Below are 13,135 nucleotides of genomic sequence, written 5' to 3'. Positions count from 1 at the left end.
TTTCCCGCGCCCGCGGTCGCGGTAGAAACCGCTCCATGAACGCACCTGTCAAACCTTCGAAGCTCATCAAGGGCGCCACCGGCGACTGGGAAATGGTCATCGGTCTGGAGATCCACGCCCAGGTCAATTCTCACGCCAAACTGTTCTCCGGCTCGTCCACGGAGTTCGGCGGCGCGCCGAACAGCCATGTGTCGCTGGTCGATGCGGCCATGCCGGGCATGCTGCCGGTCATCAACGAGGAATGCGTCAAGCAGGCGGTGCGCACCGGGCTTGGCCTGAACGCACAGATCAACCGGCGCTCGACCTTCGACCGCAAGAATTATTTTTATCCGGACCTGCCGCAGGGCTATCAGATCAGCCAGTACAAGTCGCCGATCGTCGGCGAGGGCGAGGTCACGATCGAATTGGCCGATGGCGAGACCGCCACCGTCGGCATCGAGCGCCTGCATCTCGAACAGGATGCCGGCAAGCTGGTGCACGACCGCAATCCGTCCAGTACCTCGGTCGATCTCAACCGCTCGGGCGTCGCGCTGATGGAGATCGTCTCCAAGCCAGACATGCGCTCCAGCGAGCAGGCCCAGGCCTATGTGTCGAAGCTGCGCACCATCCTGCGCTATCTCGGCACCTGCGACGGCGACATGGAGAAGGGCAACCTGCGCGCCGACTGCAACGTCTCGGTCCGCAAGCCCGGTGATCCCCTGGGAACCCGCTGCGAGATCAAGAACGTCAATTCGATCCGCTTCATCGGCCAGGCCATCGACTACGAGGCGCGCCGCCAGATCGGCATCCTCGAGGATGGCGGGTCGATCGAGCAGGAGACGCGGCTCTACGACCCCAACAAGGGCGAGACCCGCTCGATGCGCTCCAAGGAAGAGGCGCATGACTACCGCTATTTCCCGGATCCCGATCTGCTGCCGCTGGAATTCAGCGAGGCCTATGTCGCAGCGCTGAAGGCCGAGTTGCCGGAACTGCCGGACGAGAAGAAGGCGCGTTTCATCGGCGCGTTCGGCCTGTCAGCCTATGACGCTGCCGTGCTGGTGGCCGAGCGCGAGAGCGCGGAGTTCTTCGAGGCAACGCTCGCCGGGCTCGCCGACAAAGTGCGCGACGGCAAGCTGGCCGCCAACTGGGTGATCAACGAACTGTTCGGGCGCCTCAACAAGGAAGGCCAGGACATCGCGTCGTCACCGGTGTCGGCGGCACAGATGGCCGCCATCATCGACCTGATCGGCGCAGGCGTGATCTCCGGCAAGATCGCCAAGGATCTGTTCGAGATCGTCTGGACGGAAGGCGGCGATCCGCGCGCGCTGGTCGAAGAGCGCGGCATGAAGCAGGTGACGGACACCGGCGCCATTGAGAAGGTGGTCGACGACATCATCGCAGCCAATCCCGACAAGGTCGCACAGGCGCAGGCCAAGCCGGCTCTGATGGGCTGGTTCGTCGGCCAGGTGATGAAGTCCTCGGGCGGCAAAGCCAATCCGCAGGTCGTCAACGACCTCCTCAAGAGCAAACTCGGGATCTGACAATTACCCTTTCGATGACCGCGGCGCCGCCTCGAGCGGCGCCGTTTTCGTTTCAGCGAACCGCGTTGGCGCGTCGTAACGTAGGCGATGAACGGTCGCGCGCGCGGAATTAGATCGCGAATCGGCGTGCCGTCAGTCGACAGAAAGTGCGGTTGTGGCCAGCACCGATAAGTCGCGAACGCGTTTTCCCGAAAAATATTTTCATTGCCAAAAATACCGACTCAGAGTCCGCGGCACCTGTTTTCAGTGCCCCGACTCACGCTTGGGGGCGACAGAAGTTTGTGTAGTTGTTTGATAGTACGAATTGCGGGCGTACGGAAAAATAAGCACTTTCTGCAATCTTGACATTTGTGGACGCCGCGTTTCCGGGCGTTTCTCGCGCCACCCCGCATGCCGGATTTCAAGTTGTGACTGAGCCCGTGGGGGAAGTGGCGCGTTGCGCTCATCAACACTTCCTTAAGCGAGAGACTGTTCTTTTGAAATCGTTGGTGTATTCGGGATGAAGTGCATTTCGATTCCCGAGTGCACGCAGCGATCAAGTCATCTCTTTATGGAGGGCAACATGGCCAAGAAAGCTACGAAGAAGGCAGTCAAGAAGACCGTCAAGAAGGCAGCGAAGAGCGCTGTGAAGAAGACCGCGAAGAAGACCAAGAAGGTCGCCAAGAAGAAGTAACTTCTTCTGCCACGATCGACGCCGGTGGCAACGCCGGCGACGTCACGAGAGCCTTGACGACAATTTGCTTCTCGAAGCGGATATTGATCGCAGCTCTGGTCGACGAAAGAGGGTGTCGGCGAGACATCAGGTCAAACGGCTGGACCGTCACTCCGGGGCAGGGCTTGCTCTTCCCGCGAGCCGGTCCGGCAAAGAAGCCGGTCATCCCGTGATTGGCGTTCTTTATTCGGTGCGGATCATTGGTCCGCAGTTTCATCGGTGGCTCCGGCCACATGAGATATGATCCTGACGTGTTGCCGACGCCCTCGTTTTTGCCGGTGCGGTTCATCCCCGGCGCTTTGAATGTCCCGATCCCGAATAGCTTTTGATCTGCTCGCTGTGACGTCTCTCGCGTTGGCGTCGTCGCATGTGCGGAGCAGGCCCTTTTAATATCCCTGGTCGCCGACGCTGCCGAGATGGTTACGGCATCCCCAAACAGCAGGGTAAACCGAATTCCGCCAAAATGCAGAAAACCCGCATCAATGCTGGGTTTTTGGCGGCGTATGAGCCGGTTTCGGCTTCGGCTCTTCAGATTTCGTTCATCCCGATACTTAAACTGCTCTTCAAATTTGATCGGTCATATTGATCCCAACAAGCCGGCAAACGGCGGTTGGGATTGCATCAAATAACGGACAGGAGCCGCGCTCGGTTGGGGCGGCAAAAGCAAAAAAAGGAATGACCGATGTTTCAGGGGCAGATCGATTTTGAAGCTGCGATGCCGATCGCAGAGACCGCCATCCAGGACGTGCTGTTCGAGCGCGGTCTGTACTGGGCGTCGGGCCGTTCGGGGATCGTTGACCTCGTCGCCGCGCACAAGTGGTTCAACCTCGCTGCCCTCAAGGGCCGGGTCGATGCCATCCCGATGCGCCGCGAAGTAGCCGAGATGATGTCGGATGTCGAGATCGCAGCCGCGCAGCGCGATGCCCGCGCCTGGCTGTCGACGGTTCACTGATCCGACTACGTGTTTTCGCGGTGGTTCGGCAGGCGCGATGCCCGCCGGGGCAGCGTGGGTCTCGCTCGAATTGCGGCGTGAGCCGCAAGAGATGCGAGCCGCAATGATCGGGTCAGGTCGTTGGCCGAGATTGACCCGAGCAGGGTGATGAGCCGCTACTTCTTGACGATGGTGAAGATGCCGTCGGTCTCCGGCTCCGCCACATAGCGGTTGTCCGGCGTCGAGAACCGGATGCGCAGTTTGCGGGTCGCGTCGGCAAAGCCGATCGTCCATCCCTCATAGAGCCGCCACGCCGCGATCTCGTCCATGACGGGGAAAGTCCTGGCGCAGTCCTTGGCCACGTCGATCTGTGAGCCGCCGATGGTGCTTCCGCTCTTCAAAACCACGCGGCAGCGTTTCCTGCCCTTGGTGTCCTGGAGTTCCCTGGTCCCGTAGATATCCCTGAGCAGCGCCGGATCGACCTCCTTGAGATCCATCAGCTTGAGGGTCTGCCCCGAGGCGGCAGATGAGATCGTCATCGCGACGGCAATCACGGCGCCCCATTTCATATCGCGCACTCCCTCGCATGTTTCCAACTGTACCGTAGCCACGTCACGGCCTTGTTACGAGCATCACGGTTGTAACGGGCATGTGCGCCCCAATGTCTGTCTCGTCGCTTGCAACGAGGCCGAGAGGCCGCGCAACAAAAAGGACAATGCCATGTCGACGAAGAAACTCACGCTCCCATCGATCATCCGCGCCAGCGGCCTTGCGAGTCTGGTGGTTATTGCCGTTGGCGCAGCCCAGCCTGCAGTTGCTGCATCGGCGCCCGCATATCTGCAATCGATCAGCGCGCCCGCTGTTGTCACATCCACCGATATCAGTGCGGCACGCAAGAACCGGCAGGTGAGGCGCACATCTCCGCGTGATGCCTATGGTAGCTATGTTGGGGCGCCCGGCGGGGTATCGCAGTCCTATCCCGGCTACGGTTACGGCGTTGGAGACAATTCGCGGAACCAGACCTGGTAGATCCGTCATCCAGGACGTGACGACTCGGCGGCGACCGCGAGCGTCGTCCGGGGAGGGTGTGCACGTGACAGCACCGCTGTCAGTTCTCGTCCTCAACGAGCTGTTGCAAGCCATCCGACGATGCGGCAACGCGTGTTTGCGAGAAGCAAGCGCGAGTGAACCGGGCCCAGTCCTTTATGACGCAAAGCGAAGGATGCGCTCGGCCATTCTCAAATTGGCGAGATCGAGCATCCGGCCGTCCAGTGTCACGGCGCCATGCCCGTCCCGTTCGGCGGCACGCATCGCTTCGATGACACGTTTCGCCGAAGTGATGTCGCTGGCTGACGGGACGAATGCGGAGCGCGTTGGCTCGATCTGGTCGGGATGGATCACCTGCTTGCCGTCATAGCCCATGCTTGCCGCCTTGACCGCGGAGCCGAGCGTGCCTTGGTTGTCCCGGAATGCGCCAAAAGGCCCGTCGATCGCCCTCAGCTGGAAGGCGCGCGCCGCGATCAGAATCCGCATCATCGGATAGGCGAAGAGGTCGAGCGCTGTTTCCCGGTGCTCCTCCGCTGAGGAGGCGACGTGCCTGTAGTCGCGGGGGGACAATCCGATCTCGTCGCTGCGCGCGCCGATCGAGGCGCTGAAATCGCCGACACCGAAATGCAGCGCGGCGACCGTCGCATGCGCAGCGGCGAGGGGATCGACATTGACCACGCCGAGCGCGGTTTCGATCAGGAGCTCAAGCTCCAGCGGATGGTTTCGGTCGCCGCGATGCTGCGACAGCCGCTGGCCGATGCCGATCACATCGGCCACGCGTTCCGCTTTCGGCAGCAAGACGGCGTCCAGCCTTGCGAGGCCGGACAGTTTTTCGACTTCCTCCGCGATGGACGGGCTGTCGATCGCATTGATGCGAACCGTGACGGTCTTCTGCCCCCAGTCCAGCCGCGTGATGGCATCGATCGCCGTCCGCAAGGCGGCGTTCTTTTCGCCGACGGGGACAGCGTCTTCGAGATCGAGAAACACGGCGTCCGCCGTAGATCCCGCGGCGCGCTCGACCATGCGTTCGCGATGCGCCGGCACGGCAAGATAGGTCCGCGTCAGTCGAGGGGCGGTCATAAGCGGGCTCGTTCTCGGAGTTCAGAGAGGATCGCGTCGGTGTGCTGCCCGACCGCGGGGACCGGACCCATCTGCGGCGTCAGGCCGGCGATCGTGATGGCCGGGAGATAGCTGGTGACAGCGCCATTCGGCGTACCGACATTGACGACGCGATGACGGCTATGCAGTTGCGGGTGATCGAGAAATTCCTCGACGCTGTTGAGGCGCGCATTGGCGATCGAGGCCTGCTCCAACTGGGCCAGCAACTGGTCGCTGGTGGCGCCGGCAATGCGGCTTTCGATCAGACGTTCGAGCTCGTCGCGGTTGGTCATGCGATCCGGATTAGTCACGAATCGCGGATCGATGGCGAGATCGGCGTCATCCAGTACGTTCGTGCAGAGCGAAAGCCATTCGCGTTCGTTCTGGATTCCGAAAAACACCGTCTTGCCGTCGCCGGCGCGAAACGGACCGTAGGGCGCGATCGTGGCGTGGCGCATGCCGGTCCGTTTCAGCGGCTTTCCGGCGCCCGCTGTATAGAGCGAGGGATAGCTCATCCATTCGGTCATCGCATCGAACAGCGACACCTCGAAGGCGGTGCCGCGGCCGGTGCGTTCGCGCGCATAGAGCGCCATCAGAACGCCGTTCAGCACATACATGCCGGTGGCGATATCCGCGATGGCGATGGCGCCCTTGGCGGGATGGTCTTCCGAACCGTTGATCGAGAGCAGGCCGGTCTCGCATTGCACCAGCAGGTCATAGGCCTTTTTGTCGCTATACGGTCCGCCCGATCCGTAGCCGGAGATGTCGCAAGCGATCAGGCGGGGAAAGCGCTCAACCAGCGCCTTGGCATCCAGCCCGAGCCGCTGCGCCGCTCCCGGCGCCAGGTTCTGCAGAAAGACGTCGGCGCCGGCGAGCAGGCTTTCCAGCGCGTCGCGGTCCTGCGGCTGCTTGATGTCGAGCGTCAGGCTTTCCTTCGACCGGTTGGTCCAGACAAACTGGCTCGACATGCCGTTCAGGACGAAGTCGTAATCCCTGCAGAAATCGCCGCGTCCCGGCCGCTCGATCTTGATAACGCGGGCGCCCCAATCCGCCAGATGTCGGCTGGCCAAGGGTGCAGCAATCGCCTGTTCGAGCGATACCACGGTGACGCCCGACAGGGGCAAGGCGCGCTTTTCTTGGTCCATCTGCTGTCCCGACAATTTTGCTCCGCGCACTCTTAACCGCAGCGATGCGCGCAGGGGCATACTGGTTTGCCATCGCCGGTATAGGCTGAACCAATGGCGGGTCAGTCAGTGGCCTTGTCCCAGACCGCCGCGTGCTCGCGCGCCAGCGTGCGGATCGTCTCCTCCGCGGCCAGCGCGGCTGCGGTCTGCGGGATGCCGGTCGGCAGGCAGAGACTCACGGTGCGATTGATGGCGGGGTTCACCAGTCGTCTCGACAGGATGGGTGTTTCTGCGACCCGGGCGACCCCGGAGGAGTTGATCGTCGCGGCGGTGCCGTTGCGCACGAGTTTCATCATAACCGGCAGGGAGTCGATGTCGGACATCACATTCAGCGGCACGCCGGCTTCCGAGAACGCTTGCTCGACGAGAAGGCGCAGCCCGTTGGTTCTGTCCGGAAGGACCATCGGGACATCGGCCAGGGATGCGAGATCGCAGGTCGTCGCTTCGGGATCGCCTATGCCGGGGGCGCCGAATACGGACAATTGCTCGGTAAACAGCGGCCTGACGGTCATGCCCGGCGCGTCGGAGCTGCGAAACAGAATGGCCATGTCAAGGCGGCCATTGGCCAGCAACTCGTTGAGATAGCCGCTGAAGCTCTCGAAGAGCTGGAGCTTCACGCCGGGGTGGTCGTGCCGCAGGCGCTCTACCAGCGGCACGGCGAGCACCGAGGCGATGCTGGTGGGAAGGCCGACGGCCACGGGTCCGACGGCGCCGCTGCCCTCGTCAGCAATGTCGGCCGCGAGCTCCTGCATCTGCCGCAACACGATGCGGGCATGACGATACAGTTTGGCGCCGGCATCGGTCGGCTTCACGCCCGTCGCGCTACGCAGCAGAAGCGGCACGCCTAGGTCGTGCTCCATCGCGGCGATCTGCTGGCTCAGCGAGGGCTGCGACACCGCGAGCAGCACCGCGGCCTTCGACAGGCTGCCCATGTCGACCACGTTGACGAAGTAGCGAAGCTGTCTCAGTTCCAAGGCATCGATCCAGTGAAGATGCGGGCAAGCTCGTTTGCTTACACCGAACCGCACTTCGCTGGCCATTACCAGCGGCGGCGATGGGGCCGGTGCCCGATCTTATACCCCTCAGAGCAACAGCCTATGGGACGGAGCCCGGCGAGTATGCCAGAAGGACAACAAAGGCGCGCCAAGCGCCCATCGGCAAATATCAAGGGGAGGGTCCACGTGCGCCTTCTGTTTATTGCACTGCTCTGGATCGCACCTTCGCTTACGTCTGCACGGGCGGACAGCTATCCGGACCGCCCAATCACGCTAGTCGTGCCCTATGCGGCCGGTGGCACCACGGACGTGCTGGCTCGCATTCTCGCCAAGGCACTCGGCGCCGAACTCAAACAGACGGTGATCGTCGAGAATGTCGGTGGTGCCGGCGGCACGATCGGCACCCAGCGCGTGGTTCGGGCCAAACCCGATGGCTACACGCTCAATTTCGGTAATATGGGCTCGATGGCGGCGATCGTGCCACTGTATCCGAATCTGGGCTTCGATCCGCGCAAGGACCTGACCGGCATCGGCGTGTTCGCGAATGTCCCGATGATGCTTTCGGTCAGCAAAAAGAGCGGCATCGAGAATCTGAGCCAACTGGTCGAGCGCCTCAAGGTGCCGAACAACCGCATCACCTTCGGGCAATCCGGGGCGGGTTCGACCGCGCAGCTCGCCGCAGCGATGTTGCTCTATCTGACGCAGACCAATGCGATGCTGGTGCCCTATCGTGGCTCGGGGCCTGCCATCCAGGATTTGATCGCTGGCAATATCGAGGCGGTGATCGACCAAACCGTCACGATGATTCCGGCGCATCAAAACGGGCTGGTGCGGGCCATCGGCGTCACCGGGCCGCAGCGACTGGTGCAGGCGCCCGACGTGCCGACTTTCGTCGAAAGCAATCTGCCGAAATTCGATCTGCAAGTGTGGAATGCGCTGGCGGCCCCTGCCGGCACGCCGCCCGAAGTGATCGCCAGATTGGAAGCGGCGCTCGCCAAGTCGCTCGAGAATGAAGACGTTAAGGCGCGCTTCGCCGAACTGGCGGCGCAGGCGCCATCTGCGCAAGGCCGCACGGCCTTGCAGCAACTCATCAACTCGGAGGTCGACCGCTGGTCGATCATCGTGAAGGAAGCGAAGCTCGAACCCTGACACGCGCGAGATGAATTTATCTCTCGCGAGATCGCTGCGCGGCTAGGCCGGATCGATGACTATCTCGAGGTTAAGTGTCTTTGCATGGGCTGGATCTGATTGGCGCCGTTGAGCCCAGATGCTCGCCCGCGAGCAACTTAACGTCACGCTTAGGCATTAAGTTATTTTGAGTTGGACAGGCCGCTTGTGGCGCAAAGCGGACGTCTATTGGTCCCGCCAATACCGCCAAGGCGGCGGATCGGGTAGTTTCGTCTTGAGGAAGTCCAAGAAGACCCTGACACGGTTACTTACCAGTCGGCGGCTCTGATACACCGCATAGATGGGATGTTCCTCCGGGCACTGATGTTCCGGAAAGAGCTCGACCAAGCGGCCTTGGGCGAGATCGTCGGCGATTTGGACTTCGACCAATCGCACGATGCCGAGGCCAGCGCGCGCGAACTCGATAAGGATCGAAGCCTGGTTCGAGCGTACACGGCTCTTGACGGCGAGCGGTGTGGACAAGCCATCGGCACCGCGAACGGTCCATGTGCTGGCGGCAATGGACGAATGAAAATTGAGACAGGCGTGGTCCGCCAACTCGTTGGGATGTGACGGCGTGCCGTACTCGGCCAGATAGCTCGGCGACGCACAAATGATCCATCGCGTGCTCGTAAATCGCGTGGCCACGAGCGAGGAGTCATTGAGGTGCCCAACATGAATCGCAACGTCGGTTCCCTCGTCGAGTAGCGGCCCGGGATCGATCCGCAGCTGAAGTTCGACCTGAAGGTCGGGATGCTGCCGGCAGAACTCCGGGAGCTTCTTGGCGAGGATGACCTGTCCGAAGATCGGCATCGAGCGAATGCGCAGGGTTTCGCGACCGAGCTTGCCGCTGAAGATCGTCGCGTCAGCGGCCTCGACGGCTTCGATGGCTGCAAGCGCCGCCCGATAGAAGACCTCTCCCTCCGGAGTCATGACGATGTTGCGGTGCGCACGGCGGAATAACAGCGCGCCCAACCGTTCTTCCATCCGCGCAATCAGCTTGCTGACTGCGGACGGCGTGATGGCAAGGTTTCGGGCCGCTGCAGAGAAGCTGCCGTCTTCCGCGGCCCTGACGAAAACCTGCATCTCTGTGTAGCGGTTCACGTTTTTCTCTTGTGACGGAAATTCACATCAGGTTTGAACGATAGAGTATGGAAAGCCATCCGGCAAATCTCTAGCCTTCGAGGCAATAGCGCGGCCATGCGAAGCCGCTCATAAACGAACGGGGAGACGACCGTTGGCGAGCAAGGAGAGCACTGCTTTTGCAGTGAACGAACAATCGAGCCATGCCTGTGACGCGATCATTATCGGCGCCGGATTTTCAGGCCTCTACCAGTTGCACAAATTACGGGACGAACTCGGCCTCGACGTCGTTGTGCTTGAAAAGGGCGATGGCATCGGCGGGACCTGGTTCTGGAACCGCTATCCGGGCGCGCGCTGCGATTCCGAGAGCTATTACTATTGCTACTCCTTTAACAAGGAGATCGAGCAGGAGTGGAGCTGGAGTGAGCGCTATCCCGAACATCCTGAAATCCGGAAATACCTGAATTTCGTCGCCGACAAGCTCGATCTCAAGCGCGATATCCGGCTGAACACCGAGGTCACCGCGGCCGCGTTCGATGACGATGCCAATCTCTGGACGGTGCAGACGAAGAACGGACAGTTCTTCTCCGCGCCATTCCTGATTACGGCAGTGGGGTGTCTCTCGACAGCCAATGTGCCTGATATCAAGGGCCTCGATAGCTTCAAGGGCCAATGGTACCATACCGGCCTGTGGCCGCATGAGGGCGTCGATTTCAGCGGCAAGCGTGTGGGCCAGATCGGAACCGGATCGACCGGGATTCAGACCGCACCTGTCATTGCCGAGCAGGCAAGACATCTCACGGTTTTCCAGCGTACGGCAAATTACAGCATTCCGGCGCGCAACGGCCCGGTGACGGCGAACGACATCAAGCATACAAGGGACAATTACGACGAGATCTGGCGTCTTGCGCGCGCCGGCACCAACGGACATCCGTTCACGATCTCGACGCGTTCCGCGCTGTCGGTGTCCGATGCGGAGCGGCAGGAGATCTATGAAAAGGCGTGGGAGCGCGGCGGATTGCGCTTCCGTGCATCGTTTTCCGATGTCCTGCAGAACGTCGAGGCAAACCTCACGGCCTCAGACTTCCTCCGCGACAAGATCAAGACCGTCGTCAAGAATCCGGCGGTCGCAGAGATGTTGACGCCGCGCGATCATGGCTTTGCGACCAAGCGCCCGCCGATCGACAGTGGCTATTTCGAAACATTCAACCGGGACAATGTGCTGCTGGTCGATCTCAAGGCAGAGCCGATCGTCGAGGTCACGGCGAAAGGTATCCGGACAACGAAGCAGGAGTACGAGCTCGACATCATCGTGTTCGCGACGGGCTTCGACGCCCTGACTGGGCCGCTCGTCAATCTGAACATCAGTGGCAGCCAGGGTACGAAGCTGAAGGATGCCTGGGCGGCCGGCCCGCGCACTTACCTCGGCCTGCAGTCGCCGAAATTCCCGAATCTGTTCACCATTACCGGTCCTGGTAGCCCGTCGGTGCTATGCAACATGCCGATTGCCATCGAGCAGCATGTGGACTGGATCACCAATTGTATTCGCGACATGCGCGCGAAGGGTCTCAAGCGGATTGAGGCCAGGACCGACTCGACCGAAAAGTGGGTCGCGCATGTCAACGAAGCTGCGGACGCGACGCTGCTGCCGATGGCCAGCTCGTCCTGGTATCTCGGCGCCAATGTGCCGGGCAAGCCGCGCGTCTTCATGCCCTATGCCGGCGGACTTGCGCGCTACACCTCGATCTGTGACGACGTCGCACAAAGCGGTTATCGCGGTTTCGCGCTGAGCTAACGGCACATGCCGCGGATGTCCAAGCGGGCTCCGCGGGCAACAGGCGTCGACGCCGCAGCATCGGTCCCTAACCTTCGCTGCCGCGAATTTGCGCGAGGTATTCGGAAAGTCCGTTGGACAGCGCGCCGTTCCTGCGGCACGATCTTCGGAGTGCGCTGATCGACGAGAGAACCTAGTGAGGAGAGCAAGCGACGGGAAGACGACGCTGATCTGGAAATAATAAAATCTGTACCGGCAAAGCCGGACATCAAAATCAGGGAGGGTTCAATGACCAAGACGACCAAGGGCATTTCACGCCGACGCGTCCTCAAGGGCGCTGGCGCCATGGTAGGCCTTGCCGCATTCGGCGCGCCGCATGTCGCCGGAGCGCAGGCGAAGGTGATCAAGATCGGCCTGCCGACGATCCTGTCGGGGCGCGTGGCGATCCTCGGCACGTCCAGCCGGTTTGCAGTCCAGCTCGCTTTCAATCAGATCAATGAAGCCGGTGGCATCAACGGCCGCAAATTCGAAGTGGTCGACCGCGATTCCAAAGGTCGTCCCGATGAAGCCGCAAAGGTCACGCGCGATCTCATCAACAACGACGGTTGCGATATCATCATCGATGGCGAGGCGTCGTCGGGCAGCTTCGCGGTGCATGAGGTCGTGCGCGATCTCGGCATTCTTTGCCTCCATACCTGCAGCGAAACCTCGTCGCTGACGGCAGACCCCAAGCAGTTCAGCAAGAATGTGTTCAGATGCGCCCGACAGGGCATCCATGATGCCGTCGCAGGTGGTAGCTACGCAGCGAAGATTGCCAAGGAGAAGGGGCTCAAGAAGTGGGCGACCTGTTCGCCCGACTACGCCTATGGCCGCGACAACACCGCGGAATTTCTGCAATACGCCAAGGTGTTCGAGCCGTCGATCGAAGTGGTCGATCAGCTCTGGCCGAAACTGTTTGCGCCCGATTACACCGAGAGCATCACCAAGCTGATGCAGGTGAAGCCGCAGGCGGTCTATTCGGCGCTGTGGGGCGGCGATCTCGTCGCGTTTATCGAGCAGTCGAACCTGTATCGCCTGTTCCAGAACACCGCCTATTTCTCCGGTGGTCTTGGCGATCCGCCGATCCTGACGGCAATCAAGAACCTGCCGCAGGGACTCAACACGGCCTATCGGTACAACAACGGATTTCCGAGTTCACCCGAGAACACCGCCTTCTGCGATGCCTATGTCAAGGTGGCGCCGCACGAGCCGACCAACTGGGCGTGGCAGAACTACGCGGCGTCGCAATTCATTATCGAGGCGCTGCGTCGCACGAACGGCAATACCGACAGTTCTGCGCTGGCCAAGGAAATCTCCGGCATGACGGTGAAGAAGCCGTTTGGCGGTGCCGGCATCACCATGCGTGACAGCGATCATACGATCATCAATTACCCCGTCGCATGGGGCAAGACGGTCAGCAAGTCACCCTGGGTGGTCGATTACGTCGATACGGAATGGTCGAAGATCGTCGAGCTCGAGAAGGAGTGGAAGAAAGAAAAGGGTTACGCCTGAGCTGTCTGCGGGCGTCGTCGCTAGATGACGCGGCCCGTCGCATTGCGACGGGCTCGGCGGCTCCGTCGCACAT

General features: G+C 61.3%; 11 protein-coding genes. 6 read left to right on the top strand and 5 right to left on the bottom strand.

Annotated elements, in window-relative coordinates; translation table 11 throughout:
• Positions 1-35 precede the first annotated feature (35 nt).
• Both gatB and AB7813_RS07235 read left to right on the top strand, forming a co-directional pair.
• On the top strand, positions 36-1,520 hold the full coding sequence (gene gatB, locus AB7813_RS07240) for an Asp-tRNA(Asn)/Glu-tRNA(Gln) amidotransferase subunit GatB (RefSeq protein WP_439064161.1): 1,485 nt from the start codon (positions 36-38) through the stop codon (positions 1,518-1,520).
• A gap of 1,394 nt (positions 1,521-2,914) precedes the next feature.
• On the top strand, positions 2,915-3,184 hold the full coding sequence (locus tag AB7813_RS07235) for a hypothetical protein (RefSeq protein ID WP_068732448.1): 270 nt from the start codon (positions 2,915-2,917) through the stop codon (positions 3,182-3,184).
• Between the two features lie 155 nt (positions 3,185-3,339).
• On the opposite strand, the gene AB7813_RS07230 is transcribed toward AB7813_RS07235, so the two are convergent.
• Entirely contained in the window at positions 3,340-3,732 is a 393-nt protein-coding gene (locus tag AB7813_RS07230; protein ID WP_439064160.1) for an AprI/Inh family metalloprotease inhibitor, read from the bottom strand.
• 151 nt (positions 3,733-3,883) lie between these two features.
• On the opposite strand from AB7813_RS07230, the gene AB7813_RS07225 reads away from it, so the two are divergent.
• Positions 3,884-4,192, top strand: a complete 309-nt coding sequence (locus AB7813_RS07225; RefSeq protein WP_439064159.1) for a hypothetical protein — start codon at positions 3,884-3,886, stop codon at positions 4,190-4,192.
• A gap of 174 nt (positions 4,193-4,366) precedes the next feature.
• Here the strand turns inward: AB7813_RS07225 and AB7813_RS07220 are convergent, their stop codons facing one another.
• From AB7813_RS07220 to AB7813_RS07210, 3 genes are all read right to left on the bottom strand, one after another.
• A complete protein-coding gene (locus tag AB7813_RS07220; RefSeq protein ID WP_441227966.1) occupies positions 4,367-5,290 on the bottom strand; it encodes an HpcH/HpaI aldolase/citrate lyase family protein in 924 nt (307 codons plus the stop codon).
• On the bottom strand, positions 5,287-6,453 hold the full coding sequence (locus AB7813_RS07215) for a CaiB/BaiF CoA transferase family protein (protein WP_439083260.1): 1,167 nt from the start codon (positions 6,451-6,453) through the stop codon (positions 5,287-5,289). The genes AB7813_RS07220 and AB7813_RS07215 overlap by 4 nt, the downstream gene beginning before the upstream one ends.
• A gap of 101 nt (positions 6,454-6,554) precedes the next feature.
• Entirely contained in the window at positions 6,555-7,466 is a 912-nt protein-coding gene (locus tag AB7813_RS07210; RefSeq protein WP_439083261.1) for a LysR substrate-binding domain-containing protein, read from the bottom strand.
• 207 nt (positions 7,467-7,673) lie between these two features.
• On the opposite strand from AB7813_RS07210, the gene AB7813_RS07205 reads away from it, so the two are divergent.
• Positions 7,674-8,636, top strand: a complete 963-nt coding sequence (locus AB7813_RS07205) for a Bug family tripartite tricarboxylate transporter substrate binding protein (protein WP_439064155.1) — start codon at positions 7,674-7,676, stop codon at positions 8,634-8,636.
• Between the two features lie 204 nt (positions 8,637-8,840).
• On the opposite strand, the gene AB7813_RS07200 is transcribed toward AB7813_RS07205, so the two are convergent.
• Positions 8,841-9,758 (bottom strand): LysR family transcriptional regulator, encoded by a 918-nt coding sequence (locus tag AB7813_RS07200; RefSeq protein WP_089263791.1) that lies wholly within the window; start codon positions 9,756-9,758, stop codon positions 8,841-8,843.
• 163 nt (positions 9,759-9,921) lie between these two features.
• On the opposite strand from AB7813_RS07200, the gene AB7813_RS07195 reads away from it, so the two are divergent.
• Positions 9,922-11,532 carry a flavin-containing monooxygenase gene (locus AB7813_RS07195; RefSeq protein ID WP_441227965.1) on the top strand — a complete coding sequence of 537 codons (1,611 nt, stop codon included), beginning with the start codon at positions 9,922-9,924 and terminating at the stop codon, positions 11,530-11,532.
• Between the two features lie 267 nt (positions 11,533-11,799).
• Entirely contained in the window at positions 11,800-13,062 is a 1,263-nt protein-coding gene (locus AB7813_RS07190) for an ABC transporter substrate-binding protein (protein WP_439083262.1), read from the top strand.
• Positions 13,063-13,135 lie beyond the last annotated feature (73 nt).

Origin of the sequence: Tardiphaga sp. 20_F10_N6_6, from assembly GCF_052076045.1 — a bacterium.
Taxonomy (GTDB): Bacteria; Pseudomonadota; Alphaproteobacteria; order Rhizobiales; family Xanthobacteraceae; genus Tardiphaga; species Tardiphaga robiniae.
This window is presented reverse-complemented; position numbering and strand designations above follow the sequence as displayed.